The following is a 23,014-nucleotide window of genomic DNA, read 5'->3' as shown; positions in this document are numbered from 1 at the left end:
TCCTTTTTCTCAGTGCTTATCCAGCGCTAAATTAAGTTCCACGAGGTTCACTACCGGCTGGCCGATGAAACTGACCAGCGGCTTTTGTGTATAGTGTGCAACCAACTGCGTAACCTCTTCAACGCTGAGGTTGCGGGCTTGCGCCACGCGGGGAATTTGCCAGGCGACCGCATCGGGTGTCAGGTTATTGTCCAGACCGCTGGCGGACGCGGTGACCAGTTCCACGGGCACAACAGGGCTAGCCTGTGGGTTAGCAGCACGCAGTGCGGCAATTCGGCTTTGTAGCTGCTTATCCAGCTCAGGGTTGCTTGCTGCCAGGTTGCTGCCACCCGAAGCCATTGGATTATAGGGTACTTCTGCCGTTGCCGACGGGCGTCCATGAAAATAACCCGCGGCGGTAAAATTTTGCCCGATCAGTTCAGAGCCGCGAATTATCTGACCTTCACGCAGAAGCGAGCCGTTAGTCTGGTGGGGAAACCACCACTGCCCCAGCGCGGTGGTCAGCAGCGGATAAACACCGCCGGTGATAAGCATCAGGAAAAGCAATGTTGATAATGCAGGACGTAATCCACTCATCTGAAACCTCACACCAGACCCAGCAGGGTCAGCAGTAAATCAATCACTTTGATACCAATAAACGGCACAACCAGGCCGCCCAGACCGTAGATCCACAGATTGCGGCGCAGCATGGCGGAAGCGGATAACGGCTTGTAGCTCACCCCCTTCAGCGCCAGTGGGATCAGGAAGACAATCACCAACGCATTGAAGATGACGGCGCTCAGGATTGCCGAATCCGGCGAATGCAGTCGCATGACGTTCAGTGCGTTAAGCTGCGGGTAAGTTGCGGCGAACGCAGCCGGGATGATGGCGAAATATTTCGCCACGTCGTTGGCGATACTAAAGGTGGTCAGCGATCCGCGCGTCATCAGCATCTGTTTACCAATGTGCACCACTTCAATCAGCTTGGTGGGGTTAGAGTCGAGATCCACCATGTTGCCCGCTTCCTTCGCGGCCTGGGTCCCGGAGTTCATCGCGACCGCGACATCGGCCTGCGCCAGTGCCGGGGCGTCGTTGGTTCCGTCACCCGTCATCGCCACCAATCGACCTTCCGCCTGATACTGACGGATCAGTGCCAGCTTGGCTTCCGGTGTCGCTTCGGCTAAAAAGTCATCCACTCCCGCCTCTGCGGCGATTGCTGCAGCAGTCAGGCGGTTGTCGCCCGTGATCATCACCGTTTTGATGCCCATTTTGCGCAGCTGAGCAAAACGTTCTTTAATCCCACCTTTGACAATATCTTTCAGGGCTATCACACCCAGCACCCGTGAACCTTCAGCAACGACCAGCGGCGTCGCGCCAAGGCGAGCAACGTTTTCGACTTTCTGCTCTACATCGGCAGGGAAGTGGCCGCCGTTGGCTTCGACGTGACGACGAATAGCATCTACGGAGCCTTTGCGGATCATTCGGTTATCGATGTTGATACCGCTCATCCGGCTTTGTGCGGTAAACGGCACAAAGGTGGCATGGAGCGACTGTACATCACGTATCCGCAGGTTAAAGCGCTGTTTAGCCAGGACAACGATGCTGCGGCCTTCCGGCGTTTCGTCGGCCAGTGATGAAAGCTGTGCGGCGTCGGCCAGCGTTTTTTCGTCCACGCCCTGGGCGGGCAGAAAATCAGAGGCCTGACGGTTACCCAGCGTGATGGTGCCGGTTTTATCCAACAGCAGTACATCGACGTCGCCAGCCGCTTCTACCGCACGTCCGCTGGTGGCGATAACGTTCGCACCCAACATGCGGCTCATCCCGGCGACGCCAATCGCGGAGAGCAGCCCACCGATGGTGGTGGGGATCAGACAGACCAGCAGGGCAACCAGTACCGTGATGCTGACCGCACTGCCGCCCCAGGCAGAGAACGGCCACAGTGTGGCGGTTGCCAACAGAAAGACGATAGTCAGGGCAATCAGCAGGATCGTCAGCGCGATTTCATTTGGCGTTTTACGTCGCTGTGCGCCTTCGACCATGGCAATCATTCGATCGAGAAATGTTTCTCCGGGATTGACGCTACATTCTATCACCAGCCAGTCCGAGAGAATGCGTGTCCCGCCAGTGACGGAGGCAAAATCGCCGCCGGATTCACGGATTACTGGCGCGGATTCCCCGGTAATGGCGCTTTCATCCACCGAGGCACCACCTTCGATAACTTCGCCGTCACAAGGGATAATATCGCCAGCTTCCACCAGCACGATATCTCCTTTGCGTAACTCCTCGGCTGGCACGTGATCCATCTGCGCGCCATATTTGGGTTCACGAAGTTTACGGGCAAAGGCGGTTTTTTTGACCCCTTTCAGGCTGTTGGCCTGCGCTTTACTACGCCCTTCAGCCAGCGCTTCCGCAAAGTTAGCGAACAGAACGGTCACCCACAGCCAGAGGCTTATCGCGCCGGTAAACACTGGGTTACCTGGCATATGGCCTGTCGCCATCGCTATCGTTAACATGGTGGTCAACAGACTGCCCAGCCAGACGATAAACATCACCGGGTTACGCCACTGAGTATGTGGACTTAATTTTTTCACTGCGTCCATTAGCGCTTGTGCGACCAGAGAAGGTTCGAACAGCGCCAGTTGCTTGCGACTCATAGTCATGTGCTCCGCATCACTCAACGTAAAGAGAGGTATTCTGCTACCGGGCCAAGCGCCAGCGCAGGAACAAAGGTGAGGGCGCCAACCAGCAACACCGTACCGATCAACAATCCAACAAACAGCGCACCGTGGGTAGGTAGCGTGCCGGGACTTGCTGGCTGACTCTTTTTACCGACAAGTGAACCGGCAATCGCCATCACCGGGATAATGACGCCGAAGCGGCCGAAGAACATGCACGCGGCCAGCAGGCTGTTCCAGAATGGACTGTTGGCACTTAATCCGGCAAAAGCGCTACCGTTGTTATTGGCGGCAGACGAGACTGCGTACAGCACCTCGCTAAAACCATGCGGCCCAGGATTGAGCATGGCGCTACGCCCGGCATCGCTCATCATGGCTATCGCTGTCCCAAGCAGCACCAACGCAGGAGTAACCAGAATCGCCAGCGCGGTCATTTTCATTTCGCGGACATCGATTTTTTTACCCAGATACTCCGGAGTGCGGCCAATCATCAGTCCGGCAATAAAGACCGCCAGCAGCACGAACAACAGCATGCCGTACAACCCTGACCCCACACCGCCGAACACCACTTCGCCAATCTGCATCAACCACATCGGTACCATGCCGCCCAGCGCAGTGAAGGAGTCGTGCATAGCAATGACTGCACCACAGGATGCGGCCGTCGTGACGACCGCAAACAGGCTACTGACCAGCACGCCAAAGCGGCTCTCTTTACCTTCCATGTTGATATTGCTATCTGCGCCAAGCGTCATCAGATGCGGGTTACCCTGCACTTCGGCCCACATCACAACCGCCACGCAAACGACAAAAATAAGCGACATAGCCCAGAGCAGAGTGCGTCCCTGTCGGCGATCGCCCACGACGTCGCCGAAGGCGAAACACAGCGCCGCGGGAATTAAGAAGATTGCCAGCATCTGTACCATGTTGGTCAGCGCGGTTGGGTTTTCAAACGGATGTGAGGAGTTGGCATTAAAAAAGCCGCCGCCATTGGTACCGAGCATCTTAATGGCCTCTTGTGAGGCGACAGGTCCCATCGGCAACAGTTGTTTTGCCCCTTCAAGCGTGGTGATCGCCTGATAAGGCAGCAGGTTTTGCAGCGCACCTTGCTGGATGAAAAACAGCGCGATGAGTAGAGAAATCGGCAGTAATATCCACAGCGTAATGCGTACCAGATCCACCCAGGCATTCCCCAGCGTGTTCATACTTTGGCGCGTAAAGGCGCGAGCCAGGGCAAAGATCACTGCAATACCTGTCGCCGCAGACAGGAAATTCTGCACAGTCAGGCCGGCCATCTGGCTGAAGTAGCTTAAAGTGGTTTCACCCGCATAGGACTGCCAGTTGGTGTTGGTCACAAAACTAACAGCGGTATTGAGCGCGAGATCCCACGATAGCCCCGGCAACTGTTGCGGATTGAGCGGCAGCAGGTTTTGCGCCATCAACATCGCAAACAGTATCAGCAGACCGAGGATATTAAGTGCGAGGATCGCCAGCAAATAGTGCAGCCAGGTCATTTCCTGCTGCGAAATACCCAGCCCACGCCACAGCACACGCTCAACGCCTGCAAGGCCGGGTAAGGATGTGTTGTTGATAAGACGCGCCAGCCCAAAGCCCAGCGGCCTGGCGATAATAAACAGCACCAGCAGGAAACTGGCGATGAGTAAAAATCCTTGCGCTGCCATCAGAACGCCTCCGCATTAATCAAGGCATACACCAGATAACCCAGTAACAAAAAGACCAGCACAATGCCGGTTATCACGCCTGCACTCACAGTGCACCTCCAGTGGCATAAATGTGATAACCAGAGCGTAGGTTTTTGGTTGCAAAGATTTCGCAAAAATCTGCGGGCGGGGTGTAAAAAAAGTATAAAAATGGCAAAGACCATTATTTAACTAATGATTAGTATTAATTTAACTTTTATGTAACCTAATTACGAATTTAGGTTAAACGGAGCATCAATAGATAAAAATAAGTGGTCGGATGAGTAGCAAAATTACACACAAGGCGGTATTATTTTCATCAGTTAACCAAGTTTATTTTTCCGGTGCGATTCACCGAACAGATATATGGGAGAGGATTATGGACTTTTATAAAGAATATCCAGCACACATTGTTTTCTTGCGCCGTACCTTTGCCGTATTGGCTGGTGTTCTGGCACTGCCGGTCATGCTGTTCTGGAAAGACCGTGCCCGTTTTTACAGCTACCTGCATCGCGTCTGGTCGAAAACCAGTGATAAGCCGGTGTGGATGGAGCAGGCTGAAAAAGCCACCTGCGATTTCTACTAAGTTACCGTTCAGGCTCAAAAAAACCGCCAACAGCAATGTGGCGGTTTTTTTATACGTCGCAGTCTACACTTACCTGTGTAACGGATAAGGAGTGGCGATGAGCAAGAGAATTTCTGTTGGTATCCGCGCCTGTCTGACCACAGAAGCGAACGATAAATTTCTGTTTGACGAGAATACGCTGGTACGTATTTATGCCTTGCATGAATTGCACCGACTACGCCAGAGCGGATTGTCACGTGGCGCATTGATTGATTTTCACACCCGTTACAAGCTGGTGTTACTGGCACACTCCCAACCGGAGTATCGTGAGCTCGGCCCTTTTGTTGCCGCAATCCACGAATGGGCAAGCCTCGATGCTTTTTATACGGAGTACCGTTTGCGGTTGATTCATCTGCTGTTTAATCACGCCACCCGACGCAACCATACTAATGTCCTGATGCATGTGCAGGGTTATTTTCGTAACCAGCTCAATCTGCATCAACGTCAGGAATTGACCTCAATAATCGATAACTATCGACGTGAGATGCAGCCGCTGCTTGCGCCATTGATGCTCCTCCAACACTATATGACGGAACACCCGAACAGCTGGTTGTCCGGGCAACGTTACTTTGAACTCTGGCCTGCGATTCTGCGTTTACACGGCAAAGCTTAATTTTTATTCGGGAGTTTTATGACCACTCATCTGGTCTGGTTTCGGCGAGATTTACGTCTGCATGACAATCTTGCGCTGGCAGCGGCATGTCGGGATCGTTCGTCACGGGTATTGGCGTTATATATTGCCACGCCCGCACAGTGGAAAGCGCATGATATGTCACCGCGTCAGGCGGCGTTTGTCGGCAAGCAGTTGAATGCGCTGCAAACGGCGCTGGCAGAAAAAGGCATCCCGCTGCTGGTTTATGACGTTGAGGATTTCACAGCCAGCGTAGAGATAGTCAAAAATGTCTGCGCACAGCATGACGTTAGCCGACTGTTTTATAACTATCAGTACGAAATCAACGAACGCCAGCGCGATGCTCAGGTAGAAAAATCATTACCGCAGGTGGTGTGTGAGGGCTTTGACGATAGCGTAATCCTGGCACCGGGCGCGGTAATGACCGGGAATCATGAGATGTATAAAGTCTTTACACCGTTTAAAAATGCCTGGCTGAAGCGGTTAAAAGACAGTATCCCAGAGTGTGTTGCGGCACCAAAAGCCCGCGAAAGCGGCGCAATTTCCTCCCCATCAACGCCAATTACGCTCAACTATCCACAGCAGGATTTTGATGTGGCGCTTTTCCCGGTAGAAGAAAAATCGGTTATCGCGCAATTACGTCAGTTTTGCCAGCAGGGCGCGGCGGAATACGAGCAACAACGTGATTTTCCGGCAAATGAAGGTACCAGTCGGTTGTCGGCAAGCCTTGCCACCGGCGGGTTATCACCGCGCCAGTGTCTGCACCGTTTGTTAGTCGAGCAACCGCAGGCGCTAGAGGGAGGCACCGGGAGCGTTTGGTTAAACGAGCTCATCTGGCGCGAATTTTACCGCCATTTACTGACGTACTACCCCGCACTGTGTCGGCATCAGCCCTTTATTCGCTGGACCGATCGTGTGCAATGGCAAAATAATCCGGTGCATTTGCAGGCCTGGAAAACGGGGAATACGGGCTATCCCATTGTGGATGCGGCGATGCGCCAGCTTAACGACACAGGGTGGATGCACAATCGTTTACGCATGATCGCGGCGAGTTTTTTGGTGAAAGACCTGCTGATCGACTGGCGAAAAGGTGAGCAGTATTTCATGTCACAACTGATCGACGGTGATCTGGCGGCGAATAATGGTGGCTGGCAGTGGGCAGCTTCTACCGGAACGGATGCTGCGCCGTATTTCCGTATTTTTAATCCCACCACGCAGGGGGAGAAATTCGACCGTGACGGTGATTTTATCCGCCAATGGGTACCGGAATTACGCGATGTACCGGGAAAAGCCGTTCATGAACCGTGGACGTGGGCGGAAAAAATGCAGGTGATACTCCATTATCCTCGTCCGATTGTCGATCATAAGCAGGCAAGGTTAGCCACGCTGGCTGCCTATGAGGCAGCGCGTAAGGCGTGAGGGTAGAAGATTTCTGTGTAATGCCTTCCAGCAGAATGAATATGTTGCAGTCGTACACATTTAGCGCTGAAGGGGGCGCGCAAGTCTGCTAATGGCTGGATGTGCGGGGTGCTCCCCGGGCAGTAAAGTTCCGTTATCTTCTTTTCAGGTGACGGAACACGATGATAACGCCGACGACTTCCACACCGCATGATGCGGTATTTAAAACGTTTTTATACCATCCCGAAACTGCGCGGGATTTCCTCGACATACATCTTCCTGCTTCTTTGCGAACACTTTGCGATTTGGATACGCTGAAGTTAGAGTCCGAGAGCTTTATTGAAGCAGATTTGCGTTCCCGCTACTCCGATGTGCTCTGGTCGCTGCGCACACGCGACGGCGATGGCTATGTCTATGTCGTAATCGAGCACCAAAGTTCAGCCGACCCGCATATGGCTTTTCGTCTGCTGCGTTATGCGATAGCAGCCATGCAGCGCCATCTGGATGCCGGGCACAAGGAACTGCCGCTGGTAATACCGATGCTGTTTTATCATGGCTGTCGAAGTCCGTACCCGTATTCACTATGCTGGTTGGATGCGTTCGCCGAACCTGTGGCGGCCCGGCAACTTTATGCCAACACATTTCCGCTGGTGGATATCACGGTGGTGCCGGATGACGAAATCATGGCGCACAGGCGAATGGCGTTGTTGGAACTGATGCAAAAGCATATCCGCCAGCGGGATTTGATAGGGTTGGTAGAACAGCTGGCCTCACTGATCCTTACTGGATGTGCTAATGACACGCAACTCCAGGCGATGTTTAATTACATTCTGCAATCCGGTGATGAATCTCGCTTCAATGAGTTTTTGCAAGAGATGGCGCAACGGATCCCCCAACATAAGGAGAGGCTGATGACTATTGCAGAACGGTTAAGGTTAGATGGATTACAGGAAGGATTACAACAAGGGTTACAACAAGGTAAACACGAAGCCGCTTTGCGTATAGCGCAAACTATGCTGGCGCAGGGAATAGATCGCGAAATGGTGTTACTGGTTACAGGTCTGTCTGAAGAGGATTTAGCGGCAAAGAATTCGTAACCTGCGGATAAATAACGGGCCCGAGTGATATTACATCGTCGGGCCCGTAAACTCAGGACTCTACCGCGAGAGGACGGTTTTTAAATTTGAGTGATTGATATAACCAAATCAACAGCACCAGCGCCACACAGGCCAGCGCGCCCCAGGTAATTTCGCTAAAGACATCAATATAGGCGTTGATGGAATAGTTGATGGCACCGGAAGCATCAAACGCACCCTGTGATGTCTGGTCGGCAATCACACCCGCCAGGTAGTTGGCAATGGCCCCGGAAAGCAGCATATAGATGCCGGTTAATACGCCGGTTACCCCTGGGATCTCAATGCGAGTAATTTGTGACATGGCGACCGGGTCGATAAACAGCTCGGCGAAACCCATAACTGCCAGCCCTAAAACCATCAACGGCATAGAGGAGTGCCCATATGCGGCGGACCAGCGGGCGCTTAAGGTCAGAATACAGAAACCAGCACTCATTAACCCCAGACCGAGAGCAAACTTACCCCAGATACGAACGGTACGATTGCCACTCACGCTTTCTTTGACCACCCAGGCCAGCACGATGCCGCACAACATGACGGCGAAGGCGTTTACTGACTGGAACATGGCAGTTGGGACTGAATATCCCATCACGTCGCGATTAACAAAGCGGTCGATATACAAGCTGATGGAACTACCACCCTGCTGTGCAAAGGCCCAGAACAACAAGCTGAAGAAGGTCAGCGTGACGATAAGCCCCAGCTCTTTACGCTGTTTCTGCGTTTGCGCCTGACGGTAGATTTTTGCCAGAACGGCCAAACCAATGACGGTGGCGACAATCAGCGCGTACACGGACCACTCTTTCCAGAACAGGACAGTAATTAAAAGTGGTGCGGCGACCAGCAGAACCAGCAGCCAGGCCCAGTTCGGCAGAATGAACGATTTGGCACACAGCACGGCTTTGTTGACGCCGGTGGTGTGAGCAAAATGACGATTCCCGCATAAGAAAATGACCAGCCCGGCCAGCATACCGATAGCGGCCAGCGCAAAGCCCATTGCCCAACTGTACTCTTCCTGCACATAGCCGCAGGCGATAGGGGCAATAATTGAACCAATGTTACCGGCGGCATAGAGCAGAGAGAATCCGCCGTCACGGCGCGGATCTTCCGGTTTATACAATTCACCCAGCAGGCAACTGATGTTGGATTTAAACAAACCGTAGCCACAGACAATAATGGCCAGAGATAAGTAGAGAAACGCCGGAGCCATTTCACTGGCACCCAGGACCAAATGTCCCACTGCCATCAAAAATGCGCCAATCATTACCGCCATACGGTTACCGAGCACTTTATCCGCCAGATATCCCCCGAGAATCGGCGTGACATACACCAGCGAACAGTAAGCACTGAACAGTTCATACGCGTGATTATCGTTGTACTTAAGCTGGTTAGTGAGATACAGGATCAGCAGTGCACGCATGCCATAAAAACTGAAGTATTCCCAAATTTGCAGCGCGACGACGTAATAAATCGCGCGTGGCTGAGATGCTTGTTTATTCATTATTTTCTCGAAGTAAATGCCTCACGACGGGAGGAACGTGCCGTGTGAGTGTGTTTCCTTAAAGTTGTAACTTTGATACAGATCTGATTATTTTTGCAATATGCTGTCTGATTGCATAAATATACATGAATACGATCTCATGGTGGTAAGCAATTTACGTTTACAGGCCGCGTGATTGTTTCTTGATGTGTCAGCGAAATGGCTATCGACGAACGGAGGTGAGGACGCTATTTTAACTGAAGCTGTGTTGCTGATTGAGCAGGCAGAATTTATGACAACGAGGACGATGATGAAAAACACCGAGCTGGAACAACTGATTAATGACAAGCTGAACAGCGCAGCCATAAGCGACTATGCACCGAATGGTTTGCAGGTTGAGGGCAAAGAAACGGTGCAAAAAATCGTGACCGGCGTAACCGCAAGCCAGGCACTACTGGATGAAGCTGTTCGCCTTGGGGCCGATGCGGTCATCGTTCATCATGGTTATTTCTGGAAGGGCGAATCTCCGGTGATTCGCGGCATGAAGCGCCGACGTCTGAAAACGCTGCTGGAAAATGATATCAACCTGTATGGCTGGCATCTGCCGTTGGATGCCCACCCCGAACTGGGGAATAACGCGCAGTTGGCCGCGCTGTTGGGCATCACTGTGATGGGGGAAATAGAGCCTCTGGTACCGTGGGGGGAACTCTCCATGCCAGTTCCGGGGCTGGAACTGGCATCCTGGATTGAAGCGCGTCTGGGACGTAAACCGTTATGGTGCGGCGATACCGGGCCTGAAAACGTTCAGCGTGTTGCCTGGTGTACGGGGGGCGGTCAAAGTTTCATTGATAGTGCGGCCCGCTTTGGTGTTGATGCCTTCATTACTGGGGAAGTTTCTGAACAAACCATTCACTCTGCCCGCGAGCAGGGACTGCATTTCTATGCTGCCGGTCACCATGCTACCGAACGCGGTGGTATTCGTGCATTGAGCGAATGGCTGAATGAAAATACCGATCTGGATGTGACGTTCATCGACATCCCTAACCCAGCCTAATAAAGAGGGACGAAAGTGCAGCGAGCGCGTTGTTATCTGTTAGGTGAAACTGCGGTGGTTCTGGAGCTGGAACCGCCGATTACGCTGGCAACTCAGAAACGCATCTGGCGTCTGGCTCAGCGTCTGGCTGATGCTCCGAATGTACTTGAGGCCATCCCGGGGATGAACAATATCACGGTGATCCTGAATTCCCCGCAGACGCTGGCGCTGGATGCAATTGAACGCCTGCAAAGTTGGTGGGAAGAGAGCGAGGCGATGGAGCCGGATTCGCGTTTTGTCGAAATCCCCGTTATCTATGGCGGCGAATATGGGCCCGATCTGGCCGAAGTTGCCCGGCACAGTGGTTTGAGCGACAAGCAGGTCGTTGAATTGCATGCGTCAGTTGATTATGTCGTCTGGTTTTTGGGGTTTCAGCCGGGATTTCCCTATCTTGGGAGCTTACCGGAACCATTGCATACGCCAAGACGAGCTGAACCGCGCTTACTTGTTCCGGCAGGTTCGGTGGGGATCGGCGGTTCACAAACCGGTATCTACCCGATTGCAACACCCGGCGGGTGGCAACTGATAGGACGTACCGCCGTTAAGCTTTTTGATCCGCAGCGCGAGGAGCCGATCCTGTTACGGGCTGGAGATACTGTACGTTTTGTCCCGCAGAAGGAGGGCGTATGTTAAACATCATTCGTGCTGGCCTGTACACCTCCGTGCAGGATGGGGGGCGTCATGGCTTTCGTCAGTCAGGGGTAAGCCACTGCGGCGCGTTGGACAAACCGGCATTGAACGTTGCTAATCTGCTGGTAGGAAATGATGCGAATGCTGCCGCGCTGGAAGTCACGTTAGGTCAGCTGGTGGTGGAGTTTGAAGCGGATGGTTGGTTTGCCTTGACCGGCGCGGGATGCGAAGCGCATTTGGATCGTACTCCGGTATGGAGCGGTTGGCGGTTGCCAGTTAAAGCCGGACAACGCCTGTCATTAAAACACCCGCATCATGGTATGCGCAGTTACCTGGCGGTGGCGGGCGGTATTGATGTTCCCGACGTTATGGGATCGCGCAGTACCGATTTGAAAGTCGGTATTGGCGGGTTTGAAGGGCGTTTGTTACGCGATGGTGATAAGTTGGCGATTGGCGTATCAACACGACAATTCAATGGCCCACAAGGGGTAAAACAGTTGATGTGGGGCAACCACATTCGTGCGTTACCTGGACCCGAATATCAGGAATTTGACGAGGCATCGCAGGCATCGTTCTGGCGCTCGCCGTGGCGACTGAGTCCACAGAGTAACCGTATGGGGTATCGTCTGCAGGGGCAGCCACTGACACGCACGACAGACCGCGAGATGTTGTCACACGGTTTGCTCCCCGGCGTGGTACAGGTCCCGCATAACGGGCAGCCAATTGTACTGATGAACGATGCCCAGACCACGGGCGGATATCCGCGTATCGCCTGTATCATCGAGGCGGATATGTATCACCTTGCGCAAATCCCTCTTGGACAACCGATTCACTTTGTTCAGTGCTCGCTGGAAGAGGCGTTGAAGGCACGTCACGATCAGCAGCGCTATCTGGAACAGTTAACATGGCGACTTAACGATGAAAATTGATTTGAATGCAGATCTCGGTGAAGGCTGTGCGAACGACGCGACGCTTCTCCAACTGGTGTCATCGGCTAATATCGCCTGTGGATTTCATGCCGGAGACGCACAAACCATGCTGGTAAGTGTGCGGGAAGCGCTGAAAAACGGCGTGGCTGTGGGGGCACACCCAGGCTTTCCGGACCGGGAAAATTTTGGTCGTAGTGCTATGAATCTGCCTGCCGAAACGGTTTATGCACAAACGCTGTATCAAATTGGTGCCCTGTCTGTCATCACCCGGGCAGAAGGCGGCGTGATGCGCCACGTGAAACCGCACGGCATGCTCTATAACCAGGCCGCAAAAGATCCTGTGCTGGCCGATGCGATAGCCAGAGCGGTTTATGCCTGCGATCCGTCATTGATACTGGTAGGGCTGGCGGGGAGCGAATTGATCCGTGCCGGTGAACATTATGGCCTGGCGACGCGTCAGGAGGTTTTTGCCGATCGGGGGTATCAGGCTGATGGTAGTCTGGTTCTGCGTAGTCAGCCAGGTGCACTGATCGAAGACGAAGAGCAGGCGCTGGCGCAAACGTTAGAAATGGTGCAGTCCGGGAGAGTAAAAAGTCAGAGTGGAACATGGGCAAGCGTAACCGCGCAGACGGTATGCATTCACGGGGATGGTGAGCACGCACTCGCTTTTGCCCGTCGTTTGCGCAGCGCGTTCAGCGCCTGCAATATTCAAATTAGCGCATAAGTATTTTTAATACAAAACAATAATATACAACACAACAACATAAGGGATTTAATTATGGGAGAGGCTATTTCTCTCTGGCCATTGACGGGGATCGCCGTCATCGTGGTCGGATTTCTTTTACGTTTTAACCCGGTATTGGTGGTTATCGTTGCCGGGATCGTCACCGGGCTGGCAGCGCATATGCCAATCGCCACTATTCTCGAAAAGCTGGGTGAAGGCTTTCTCAACACCCGCAACCTGCCGTTTATCCTGCTGATTCCGCTGGCAGTCATTGGTCTGCTGGAACGTCACGGGCTGAAAGAGCGAGCCCAGGCGTGGATCGCGAAAATCCGTAGCGCCACCAGTGGTCGTCTGCTCATTGTCTATCTGTTTATTCGTGAAGCGACCGCCGCGCTGGGCTTGACCAGCCTGGGTGGGCATCCTCAGATGGTACGTCCGTTATTAGCCCCGATGGCTGAAGGGGCAGCGGAGAAAAACCACGGCGAATTGCCGGGGGCCGTGCGTTATCGCCTGCGTGCAATGTCTGCGGCGACTGACAACGTTGGTCTGTTTTTCGGTGAAGATATCTTCGTTGCCTTTGGGGCGATCATTTTCATGCACAACTTTATGCTGGAGTCCGGTGGGATCCAGACCGAGCCACTGCATATTGCTTTGTGGGGAATCCCAACGGCAATTTGCGCCTTCTTGATCCACGGTACGCGCTTGTGGCGTCTGGATAACTATCTGCAGCGTGAGGTGGCGAAAGCCAATGCGGCAGCGAAAGGAGCAGCGCAATGAATTTTCAGCAAAGCTATCTCTACTGGCTGGCGGGCGCGGTACTGTTGATTGTGGCGGTGATGTCCTGGCAGGACAAAGCGAACCCACGTCGTCTGAGCACGGGGCTGTTTTGGGGACTGTATGGTGTGCTGTTCCTGCTTGGCGACTGGACGTACTCACTGTTTGGTGACAAACGTACGGTACATATCGCGGTCGGCATTGCGGTAGTGGTATTGGCGCTGATTGCCGGGTTTGGCGGTGTGAAACTGGGAAGTTATCATCAACGCACCCAGCAGCAGCGTGAAGAAAGCGCCAGCCGACTGGGTAATCGCCTGTTTTTTCCGGCGCTGGCTATTCCGGTGGTGACCGTTATCGGTGTACTGATGTTTAACCATATTCCGGGCTTGCAGGATGCACTGTTTGGGCCGGGGAATCACGCCACGCTGGTCACGCTCTTTTCTATGACGGCAGGCTCGCTGATTGGCCTGGCAATGGCGATAAAAATGACCCATGAGCGCGTCCATCAGCCCATTCAGGAAGCCCGCCGTCTGCTGGACTCCATCGGCTGGGCGTTCATCCTGCCGCAAATTCTGGCGACGCTCGGGCTGCTGTTTACGGCGGCAGGGGTGGGCAGTGGTATATCGTATCTGACCCAGGAGTACCTCGCGGTAGATAGCCGCTTTATCGCTGTGGCGGTATACACCATTGGCATGGCGCTGTTGACGATGGTCATGGGGAACGCATTTGCTGCTTTCCCGATTGTAACCGCCGGGATCGGTATTCCAATTCTTGTGTTGCAGCATGGTGGTAACCCCGCGGTGATGGCGGCTATAGGGATGTTCTCCGGATATTGCGGAACCTTAATGACACCGATGGCAGCGAACTTTAACATCGTGCCTGCAGCCCTGCTGGAGTTGCCGGATAAAAACGCCGTGATTAAAGCGCAGGTGCCAACCGGCATACTGCTGTTGCTGGTTAACGTGTTCCTGATGTATTTCCTGATGTTCCTGTAAGGAGGAAGGATGAAAACGGTCTTAATCACCGGATTTGAACCCTTTGGCGGAGAGTCAGTTAACCCTTCCTGGGAAGTGGTCTCCGGGCTCGACAATGCTATCATTGCCGGATGCCGCGTCGTGGCGCGTCAGCTACCGTGCGTGTTTGGCGAGTCTCTGACCGTACTTAATGCCGCGATTGACGCGCTGTCACCGTCGTTGGTGCTGGCGGTGGGGCAGGCAGGAGGCCGTACAGATATAACCGTTGAGCGTGTGGCGATCAACGTGGACGATGCGCGTATTGCGGATAACCACGGTCAGCAGCCTGTTGATGTGCCGATTGTCGCCGAGGGTCCGGCGGCATGGTTTAGCACACTGCCAATCAAAGCGATGGTGATGGCCATGCGCAATGCGGGTATCCCAGCCTCGGTTTCCCAAACAGCAGGTACCTTTGTTTGTAATCATGTGATGTATGGCCTGCTGCATACGTTACGCGACACACCGGCAGTGAAGGGCGGTTTTATCCATATTCCTTATCTGCCACAACAGGCCGCCGCGCACCCCGGAGCGCCAAGTATGGCGAGCGAAACGGTGCGCCGGGCGCTGGAAATTGCCATTGACACTGCATTGCAGGTGGACAGCGATATTGCAGTGACGGGCGGTGCAACACACTAACCAAGGACAGTATTATGCCTGAAGGCCCGGAGATCCGCCGCGCGGCGGATAACCTGGAGGCGGCAGTCAAAGGCAAACCGCTGACGGATGTCTGGTTTGCCTTTGAGCAGTTAAAACCGTATCAGTCTCAACTCATCGGGCAGCGCGTCACCCAGCTTGAAACGCGGGGGAAAGCATTGCTGACCCACTTTTCAAATGGCCTGACGCTATACAGCCACAATCAGCTTTACGGCGTATGGCGGGTGGTGGAGACCGGAAATATACCGGAAACGACGCGTGTGCTGCGTGTCAAACTGCAAACACACGATAAAACCATCCTGCTCTATAGCGCGTCTGATATTGAGATGCTGACATCAGCACAATTGGCGACCCATCCGTTTCTGCAACGGGTAGGGCCGGACGTGCTGGATCTGCGTTTAACGCCTGAGGAGGTTAAAGCGCGCTTGCTGTCACCCCGTTTTCGCAATCGGCAGTTTTCTGGCTTACTGTTGGATCAGGCGTTTCTGGCGGGACTGGGGAACTATCTGCGGGTAGAAATTCTCTGGCAGGTTGGACTGACCGGTCAGCATAAAGCATCGCAACTGAGTGATGAACAGCTCAGCGCGCTGGCGCATGCGTTGCTCGAGATCCCACGCCTGTCCTACAACACCCGTGGGCTGGCTGATGAGAATAAGCATCACGGGGCGTTATTTCGCTTTAAGGTGTTCCATCGGGATGGCGAGTCCTGTGAGCGCTGTGGCGGCATTATTGAGAAAACGATGCTCTCTTCACGACCGTTTTACTGGTGCCCGGGATGCCAGCACTAAGCGGGCTGTTTTGGCGCATGCGCTGAGATAAACCGCGCGACTGTCGGCCCGGTTAATAAAATACTGAACAGTCGCAGGGTTTGCATCGCCATAACCAGTGCCATGTCGGCGTGGCTTCCTGCGGCAATCACTGCGACGGAGTCCACACCTCCCGGACTGGTCGCCAGATAGGCGGTGAGAAAGTCAATTTTCATATAATGTGCCAGCCCCCAGGCCATGGCGGCACAGATCGTCATCAGCGAAAAAATAGACAATAAAATTTGTGGCAACGGACGCAGTGCCATCAAAAATATCTGTTTGTCAAAACCCAGGCCTATTTGCCAGCCGATAGCCATATATGCCATTGCCAACAGCCATTCCGGCAGTTCAATTACCATGACACCGCCAGCGTTCAGCAATGCGCCCACCAGCATAGGCAGGAGCATGACGCCAGAGGGGATACGCAGCAAGCGTCCTGCCCCCCCGGCAACGGCGGCCAACATCAGGGTACTGAACAGGTTGATACTCAGTGGCGGAAACCAGACAATTTGTGCGCTGACCGCCTGTGCCTGGTCGCCCATTACCAGCCGGGTGACCAGTGCGGCCGCGCCGACTACCAACAGTACCCGCAGATACTGCATAAAGGCTACCAGGCGGATGTCAGCGCCATAATCCTGCGCCATCGCAACCATCGCGGCTGCCCCGCCAGGTGATGAACCCCACGCGCCGGTGTTACCGGGCAGGTTGCTGTAACGAACCAGCAGCCAGCCGATGACCGCGCTGCTAATAAGCGTCGCCAGCAGGATGACCATAACCACCGGCCAGTGCGCCGCAAGCGTGGTTAAAATAGAGCCAGTCAGGTTTTGCGCAATCATACAGCCGAGAATGGCCTGAGCGCCAAGAAATGCACAGCGAGGGAGTTGTAGTGAAATGCCGCGCATACTGAAGATAATACCGACAATCATCGACCCAAGCAGCAAGGGACCCGGGAGATGAACAGACAGAAAGAGCAGGGAAAGAAGGAGTGACAGTAAAAACAGTAAACCCCACCGCAACACAGGCATCCCATGCTCCTGAATAATATTAAGTAACGCTTAATAAATCATAGAGAAAGCGCGATAAGAATAAAACTACGAGGGGCAATAAAAAGCAGAAATGTGCCGGATAGCAACGTCATGCGGCATATCCGGCCTATGTCTGGAACGTTTTATAGGCCGGATAAGCATGAGCGCCATCCGGCACGGCAAATTAACGCTTAATATCAGACTTAAAATCGCGTTTATCGTAGCCAGTGTACAACTGGCGAGGACGGGCGATTTTCATGCCGTCGGTGTGCATTTCGTTCCAGTGTGCAATCCAGCCAACGGTACGTGCCATCGCGAAGATTACGGTAAACATGGAGGACGGGATGCCCATTGCTTTCAGAATGATGCCAGAATAGAAGTCTACGTTCGGGTAGAGTTTCTTCTCGATGAAGTACGGGTCGTTGAGCGCGATGTGCTCAAGCTCCATTGCCACTTCCAGCAGGTCATCTTTGGTGCCCAGTTCTTTCAGTACTTCATGACAGGTTTCACGCATGACGGTGGCGCGCGGGTCATAGTTTTTGTAAACACGGTGACCAAAGCCCATCAGACGGAAAGAATCATTCTTGTCTTTCGCGCGGCGAACAAATTCCGGAATGTGTTTAACTGAGCTGATTTCTTCCAGCATTTTCAGTGCAGCTTCGTTCGCGCCGCCGTGAGCCGGTCCCCACAGGGAAGCGATACCGGCTGCGATGCAGGCAAACGGGTTAGCGCCGGAAGAACCTGCGGTACGTACGGTTGAGGTTGAAGCGTTTTGTTCGTGGTCAGCATGCAGGATCAGAATACGATCCATTGCGCGTTCCAGGATTGGGTTTACTTCGTATTTTTCGCACGGCGTGGAGAACATCATATTCAGGAAGTTACCGGCGTAGGAAAGGTCGTTACGCGGATAAACAAACGGCTGGCCGATGGAGTATTTGTAGCACATTGCTGCCATGGTTGGCATTTTGGACAGCAGACGGAAAGCGGCGATTTCACGGTGACGCGCATTATTGACATCCAGCGAGTCATGGTAAAACGCGGCCAGCGCACCGGTAACACCGCACATAACGGCCATCGGGTGAGAGTCGCGGCGGAAACCGTGGAACAGACGGGTAATCTGCTCGTGGATCATGGTATGGCGAGTGACCGTGGTTTTGAACTCGTCGTACTCTTCCTGTGACGGTTTTTCACCGTACAGCAGGATATAACACACTTCCAGATAGTTGGACTCGGTCGCCAACTGGTCAATTGGGAAGCCGCGATGCAGCAAAACACCTTCGTCACCGTCGATGAAAGTAATTTTGGATTCGCAGGATGCGGTAGAGGTAAAACCTGGGTCAAAAGTAAACATCCCTTTTGAGCCAAGGCTACGAATATCAATAACATCTTGACCGAGCGTACCTTTCAGCACATCCAGTTCAATAGCAGCGTCACCATTAAGAGTGAGTTTTGCTTTAGTATCAGCCATTTACGGTCTCCTTAGCGCCTTATTACTTAAGACTACTCAGGTGAGATCTGTTTCAACTCATCAATTAACCATTACCAGTTTGTTATTCGGCTCGCCGCTCTGCGATAGAGGAGAAAACCAGGGTACAGAGCAATGGGCGCTTGCAGGTAAATCAGTTAACTCATGGTGAATTAGCAACAAATCAACAACTTAGCAATCCGAATTATTTAACCTGTCTATCACTAATAACTGTCCTGAAGGTATTGGTCAATACTTCCACACTGTTACATAACTAAATCTCCGGTGAAAGAGTGACCCCATAACTTTTACGCATTATATGCTTTTTCTGGTGTCGTTTGTAACAACTTTGTTTAATGATTGTCAAATCAGATGATTAAAAATTAAAATAATGTTGTTATCGTGACCTATGTCACTGTTCGGGATAAAACCCGACAAACTATATGTAGGTTAATTGTAATGATTTTGTGAACGTCCTATACTGCCGCCAGGTCTCCGGAATACCCTGCAATCCCGAGCCAACCAGCGTTGTAACGTGTCGTTTTAGCAACTGGAAGCAGTGTTTTATATGACGCGTAGTTATAGTAAGGACGCTGTCTGACCCGCACGCAGACCGGAGGAAGGAAATCCCGGCGTCTTTCAGACTACAGAAGTCTTTTTCTTCTGTGCCCGAAGTCCAAAGGGAATAATAAGAACAGCATGTGGGCGTTATTCATGATAAGAAATGTGAAAAAACAAAGACCTGTCAATCTGGATCTGCAAACGATCCGATTCCCAATCACGGCGATAGCGTCCATTCTCCATCGCGTATCTGGAGTGATCACCTTCGTGGCGGTCGGGATCCTGTTGTGGTTATTGGGTACCAGCCTGTCCTCCCCTGAAGGTTTCCTCGCCGCGTCATCCATTATGAATAATTTCTTCGTGGAGTTGATTCTGTGGGGGATTCTGATTGCGCTGGCCTATCACGCCGTAATGGGCATTCGCCATCTGTTGATGGATTTTGGCTACCTCGAAGAAACCCTCGAAGCAGGGACACGTTCCGCCAAAATTTCTTTTGTAATCATTGTCGTGCTTTCACTTCTCGCAGGAGTCCTCGTATGGTAAGCAACGCCTCCGCATTAGGACGCAATGGCGTACATGACTTCATTCTGGTCCGTGCCACCGCTATCGTTCTGACGTTATACATCATCTATATGGTCGGCTTCTTCGCCACCAGTGGCGACTTGACCTTTGAAGCCTGGACCGGTTTCTTCTCATCGGCATTCACCAAAGTCTTCACCCTGCTGGCGCTTTTCTCCATCTTGATTCATGCCTGGATTGGCATGTGGCAGGTGTTGACCGACTACGTTAAACCTCTGGCAGTTCGCCTGATTCTGCAACTGGCCATTGTCGTTGCGCTGGTGGTTTACGTCATTTATGGATTTGTTGTGGTGTGGGGTGTGTAATGAAACTGCCAGTCAGAGAATTTGATGCTGTTGTGATTGGTGCCGGTGGCGCAGGTATGCGCGCGGCGCTGCAAATTTCCCAGAGCGGTCAGACCTGTGCGCTGCTCTCCAAAGTCTTCCCAACCCGTTCCCATACCGTCTCTGCGCAGGGTGGTATCACCGTTGCGCTCGGTAATACCCATGAAGATAACTGGGAATGGCACATGTACGACACTGTAAAAGGGTCGGACTACATTGGGGATCAGGACGCCATTGAATATATGTGTAAAACCGGCCCGGAAGCGATTCTGGAGCTGGATCACATGGGGCTGCCGTTCTCCCGCCTGGAAAATGGCACCATTTATCAACGTCCGTTTGGCGGTCAGTCGAAAAACTTCGGTGGCGAGCAAGCGGCACGTACTGCAGCGGCGGCTGACCGTACCGGCCACGCGCTGTTGCACACGCTGTATCAGCAAAACCTGAAAAACCACACCACGATTTTCTCCGAGTGGTATGCGTTAGATCTGGTGAAAAACGCCGACGGCGCAATTGTCGGTTGTACCGCACTGTGTATCGAAACCGGTGAAGTGGTTTACTTCAAAGCCCGCGCGACCGTGCTGGCAACCGGTGGCGCAGGCCGTATTTATCAGTCGACAACTAACGCTCACATCAACACGGGTGATGGCGTAGGTATGGCAATCCGTGCCGGGGTTCCGGTGCAGGACATGGAAATGTGGCAGTTCCACCCAACCGGTATCGCCGGTGCGGGCGTGCTGGTAACAGAAGGCTGCCGTGGTGAAGGTGGTTACCTGCTGAACAAACACGGCGAACGCTTCATGGAGCGTTATGCCCCGAACGCGAAAGACCTTGCGGGTCGTGACGTGGTGGCGCGCTCCATCATGATCGAAATCCGTGAAGGCCGTGGTTGTGATGGCCCATGGGGTCCGCACGCTAAACTGAAACTCGACCATCTGGGTAAAGAAGTACTGGAATCCCGTCTGCCGGGTATCCTGGAGCTTTCACGTACCTTTGCTCACGTTGATCCGGTGAAAGAGCCGATTCCGGTTATTCCAACCTGTCACTACATGATGGGGGGTATTCCGACCAAGGTGACTGGCCAGGCGCTGACCGTGAACGAGCAGGGCGAAGATGTAGTTATTCCTGGGCTGTTTGCCGTGGGCGAGATCGCTTGCGTATCGGTTCACGGTGCCAACCGTCTGGGCGGCAACTCATTGCTGGACCTGGTGGTCTTTGGTCGTGCGGTCGGTCTGCATCTGCAGGAGTCTATCGCCGAGCAAGGTAACCTGCAGGATGCGACGGAAGAAGAGATCGATGCCTCTCTGGCGCGTCTGAATCGCTGGAACGGTAACCGCGACGGTGAAGACCCGGTTGTGATCCGTAAAGCGCTGCAGGAATGTATGCAGCATAACTTCTCAGTATTCCGTGAAGGTGATGCGATGGCGAAAGGTCTTGAAGAGCTGAAAGCCATTCGTGAGCGCCTGAAAAATGCCCGTCTGGATGATACCTCCAGCGAGTTCAACACCCAGCGCGTTGAGTGCCTGGAGTTGGATAACCTGATGGAAACCGCGTACGCAACGGCGGTATCCGCCAACTTCCGTACCGAAAGCCGTGGCGCGCATAGTCGCTTCGACTTCCCGGAACGTGATGATGAAAACTGGCTGTGCCATTCCCTGTATCTGCCAGAGTCGGAATCCATGACCCGACGTCAAGTCAACATGGAACCGAAACTGCGCCCGGCATTCCCGCCGAAGATTCGTACTTACTAATGCGGAGACAGGAAAATGAGACTCGAGTTTTCAATTTATCGCTATAACCCGGATGTTGATGATGCTCCGCACATGCAGGATTACACCCTGGAAGCGGAAGAAGGGCGCGACATGATGCTGCTGGATGCACTGATGCAGCTGAAAGAAAAAGATCCGTCGCTGTCGTTCCGCCGTTCCTGCCGTGAAGGGGTCTGTGGCTCCGACGGTCTGAATATGAACGGTAAAAATGGACTGGCCTGTATCACACCTATTTCTGCGCTGAATCAGCCGGGCAAGAAGATTGTCATTCGCCCGCTGCCGGGTTTACCGGTTGTGCGCGATTTGGTGGTAGACATGGGGCAATTCTACGCACAGTATGAGAAGATTAAACCTTACTTGTTGAATAATGGGAAAAATCCACCGGCTCGTGAGCATTTACAAATGCCAGAGCAGCGTGAGAAGCTCGATGGGCTGTATGAATGTATTTTATGTGCATGCTGCTCAACGTCTTGCCCATCATTCTGGTGGAACCCGGACAAGTTTATTGGTCCTGCAGGTCTGCTGGCCGCGTATCGCTTCTTAATTGATAGCCGCGATACCGAGACCGACAGCCGCCTGGACGGTTTGAGTGACGCTTTCAGCGTATTCCGCTGCCATAGCATCATGAACTGCGTCAGTGTTTGTCCTAAGGGACTGAACCCGACGCGTGCCATCGGGCATATTAAGTCGATGCTGCTCAAACGTAGTGCGTAAGTTGTTGTAGTGGTTGCCGGATGGCGACGTAAACGTCTTATCCGGCCTACGGGTTACGTACCTTGTAGGCCTGATAAGCGAAGCGCCATCAGGCAATGGTTGCCGGATGCGACGTACCGTCTTATCCGGCCTACGGGTTATGTACCTTGTAGGCCTGAAAGCTACGCGCCATCAGGCAATGGTTGCCGGATGCGACGTACCGTCTTATCCGGCCTGCGGGTTACGTACCTTGTAGGCCTGATAAGCGAAGCGCCATCAGGCAATGGTTGCCGGATGCGACGTACCGTCTTATCCGGCCTACGGGTTATGTACCTTGTAGGCCTGAAAGCTACGCGCCATCAGG

General features: G+C 53.2%; 23 protein-coding genes and 1 pseudogene. 16 read left to right on the top strand and 8 right to left on the bottom strand.

What is annotated here, in order from left to right; genetic code table 11:
* Positions 1-9 precede the first annotated feature (9 nt).
* The 4 genes from kdpC to kdpF are packed head-to-tail and all read right to left on the bottom strand — an operon-like array spanning position 10 to position 4,422.
* Positions 10-576, bottom strand: coding sequence for a potassium-transporting ATPase subunit KdpC (gene kdpC, locus NNO03_RS14710; protein WP_271449851.1), 567 nt, complete (start codon positions 574-576; stop codon positions 10-12).
* 8 nt (positions 577-584) lie between these two features.
* Complete coding sequence (kdpB, locus tag NNO03_RS14705; protein WP_271449850.1) at positions 585-2,633, bottom strand: potassium-transporting ATPase subunit KdpB; 2,049 nt, start codon at positions 2,631-2,633, stop codon at positions 585-587.
* A gap of 20 nt (positions 2,634-2,653) precedes the next feature.
* Entirely contained in the window at positions 2,654-4,333 is a 1,680-nt protein-coding gene (kdpA, locus tag NNO03_RS14700) for a potassium-transporting ATPase subunit KdpA (RefSeq protein WP_271449849.1), read from the bottom strand.
* A complete protein-coding gene (gene kdpF / locus NNO03_RS14695) occupies positions 4,333-4,422 on the bottom strand; it encodes a K(+)-transporting ATPase subunit F (protein WP_001670793.1) in 90 nt (29 codons plus the stop codon). Before kdpF ends, kdpA begins: the two co-directional genes overlap by 1 nt.
* Positions 4,423-4,730: 308 nt before the next feature.
* Here kdpF and NNO03_RS14690 point away from each other — a divergent pair, with 308 nt between their 5' ends.
* The 4 genes from NNO03_RS14690 (at position 4,731) to NNO03_RS14675 (ending at position 8,102) form a co-directional block, all read left to right on the top strand.
* Entirely contained in the window at positions 4,731-4,937 is a 207-nt protein-coding gene (locus NNO03_RS14690) for a YbfA family protein (RefSeq protein ID WP_005122569.1), read from the top strand.
* 97 nt (positions 4,938-5,034) lie between these two features.
* Positions 5,035-5,589 (top strand): DUF1722 domain-containing protein, encoded by a 555-nt coding sequence (locus tag NNO03_RS14685; protein ID WP_271449848.1) that lies wholly within the window; start codon positions 5,035-5,037, stop codon positions 5,587-5,589.
* An 18-nt stretch (positions 5,590-5,607) separates the two neighbouring features.
* Positions 5,608-7,026: a deoxyribodipyrimidine photo-lyase gene (phrB, locus tag NNO03_RS14680; RefSeq protein ID WP_271449847.1), complete on the top strand. Its 1,419-nt coding sequence runs from the start codon at positions 5,608-5,610 to the stop codon at positions 7,024-7,026.
* 161 nt (positions 7,027-7,187) lie between these two features.
* Positions 7,188-8,102 (top strand): Rpn family recombination-promoting nuclease/putative transposase, encoded by a 915-nt coding sequence (locus NNO03_RS14675; protein ID WP_271449846.1) that lies wholly within the window; start codon positions 7,188-7,190, stop codon positions 8,100-8,102.
* A 52-nt stretch (positions 8,103-8,154) separates the two neighbouring features.
* Here the strand turns inward: NNO03_RS14675 and dtpD are convergent, their stop codons facing one another.
* Positions 8,155-9,636 (bottom strand): dipeptide permease DtpD, encoded by a 1,482-nt coding sequence (gene dtpD / locus NNO03_RS14670; protein ID WP_137384476.1) that lies wholly within the window; start codon positions 9,634-9,636, stop codon positions 8,155-8,157.
* Positions 9,637-9,925: 289 nt separating this feature from the next.
* On the opposite strand from dtpD, the gene ybgI reads away from it, so the two are divergent.
* Genes ybgI through nei form a run of 8 tightly spaced genes read left to right on the top strand, consistent with a single transcriptional unit; the run spans position 9,926 to position 16,220 of the window.
* Positions 9,926-10,669, top strand: coding sequence for a radiation resistance protein YbgI (gene ybgI / locus NNO03_RS14665; RefSeq protein WP_271449875.1), 744 nt, complete (start codon positions 9,926-9,928; stop codon positions 10,667-10,669).
* Between the two features lie 15 nt (positions 10,670-10,684).
* Positions 10,685-11,341, top strand: a complete 657-nt coding sequence (pxpB, locus tag NNO03_RS14660; protein WP_271442204.1) for a 5-oxoprolinase subunit PxpB — start codon at positions 10,685-10,687, stop codon at positions 11,339-11,341.
* Complete coding sequence (gene pxpC, locus NNO03_RS14655) at positions 11,335-12,267, top strand: 5-oxoprolinase subunit PxpC (RefSeq protein WP_271442205.1); 933 nt, start codon at positions 11,335-11,337, stop codon at positions 12,265-12,267. Before pxpB ends, pxpC begins: the two co-directional genes overlap by 7 nt.
* Positions 12,257-12,991: a 5-oxoprolinase subunit PxpA gene (gene pxpA / locus NNO03_RS14650; RefSeq protein WP_271449845.1), complete on the top strand. Its 735-nt coding sequence runs from the start codon at positions 12,257-12,259 to the stop codon at positions 12,989-12,991. Before pxpC ends, pxpA begins: the two co-directional genes overlap by 11 nt.
* A gap of 54 nt (positions 12,992-13,045) precedes the next feature.
* Entirely contained in the window at positions 13,046-13,768 is a 723-nt protein-coding gene (locus tag NNO03_RS14645) for a DUF969 domain-containing protein (RefSeq protein WP_005122560.1), read from the top strand.
* Positions 13,765-14,760, top strand: a complete 996-nt coding sequence (locus NNO03_RS14640) for a DUF979 domain-containing protein (protein WP_048212260.1) — start codon at positions 13,765-13,767, stop codon at positions 14,758-14,760. Before NNO03_RS14645 ends, NNO03_RS14640 begins: the two co-directional genes overlap by 4 nt.
* Before the next feature lie 9 nt (positions 14,761-14,769).
* Positions 14,770-15,414 (top strand): pyroglutamyl-peptidase I, encoded by a 645-nt coding sequence (pcp, locus tag NNO03_RS14635; protein ID WP_202039122.1) that lies wholly within the window; start codon positions 14,770-14,772, stop codon positions 15,412-15,414.
* Between the two features lie 14 nt (positions 15,415-15,428).
* The gene (gene nei, locus NNO03_RS14630) at positions 15,429-16,220 is read left to right on the top strand and encodes an endonuclease VIII (protein ID WP_271442208.1); all 792 of its coding nucleotides are present in this window, start codon (positions 15,429-15,431) and stop codon (positions 16,218-16,220) included.
* Here nei and NNO03_RS14625 read toward each other — a convergent pair.
* The 3 genes and pseudogenes from NNO03_RS14625 to NNO03_RS14615 form a co-directional block, all read right to left on the bottom strand.
* A complete protein-coding gene (locus NNO03_RS14625; protein ID WP_271449844.1) occupies positions 16,217-17,263 on the bottom strand; it encodes an AbrB family transcriptional regulator in 1,047 nt (348 codons plus the stop codon). The two genes, nei and NNO03_RS14625, sit on opposite strands and share 4 nt — an antisense overlap.
* Positions 17,264-17,447: 184 nt before the next feature.
* On the bottom strand, positions 17,448-18,731 hold the full coding sequence (locus tag NNO03_RS14620; RefSeq protein WP_271442210.1) for a citrate synthase: 1,284 nt from the start codon (positions 18,729-18,731) through the stop codon (positions 17,448-17,450).
* A gap of 202 nt (positions 18,732-18,933) precedes the next feature.
* Positions 18,934-19,044: pseudogene (locus NNO03_RS14615) on the bottom strand (hypothetical protein).
* A 383-nt stretch (positions 19,045-19,427) separates the two neighbouring features.
* Here NNO03_RS14615 and sdhC point away from each other — a divergent pair.
* Genes sdhC through sdhB form a run of 4 tightly spaced genes read left to right on the top strand, consistent with a single transcriptional unit; the run spans position 19,428 to position 22,671 of the window.
* Positions 19,428-19,832, top strand: coding sequence for a succinate dehydrogenase cytochrome b556 subunit (sdhC, locus tag NNO03_RS14610; RefSeq protein WP_271449843.1), 405 nt, complete (start codon positions 19,428-19,430; stop codon positions 19,830-19,832).
* A complete protein-coding gene (gene sdhD, locus NNO03_RS14605) occupies positions 19,826-20,173 on the top strand; it encodes a succinate dehydrogenase membrane anchor subunit (protein WP_271449842.1) in 348 nt (115 codons plus the stop codon). The genes sdhC and sdhD overlap by 7 nt, the downstream gene beginning before the upstream one ends.
* The gene (gene sdhA / locus NNO03_RS14600; protein ID WP_271449841.1) at positions 20,173-21,939 is read left to right on the top strand and encodes a succinate dehydrogenase flavoprotein subunit; all 1,767 of its coding nucleotides are present in this window, start codon (positions 20,173-20,175) and stop codon (positions 21,937-21,939) included. Before sdhD ends, sdhA begins: the two co-directional genes overlap by 1 nt.
* A 15-nt stretch (positions 21,940-21,954) precedes the next feature.
* Positions 21,955-22,671, top strand: coding sequence for a succinate dehydrogenase iron-sulfur subunit SdhB (sdhB, locus tag NNO03_RS14595; protein WP_202039119.1), 717 nt, complete (start codon positions 21,955-21,957; stop codon positions 22,669-22,671).
* Positions 22,672-23,014: the final 343 nt, after the last annotated feature.

The sequence above is a fragment of the Citrobacter sp. Igbk 16 genome (genome assembly GCF_028069755.1).
Taxonomy (GTDB): Bacteria; Pseudomonadota; Gammaproteobacteria; order Enterobacterales; family Enterobacteriaceae; genus Citrobacter.
The sequence above is the reverse complement of the archived record's forward strand: the minus strand, read 5'-3'. Positions and strand labels throughout refer to the sequence as shown.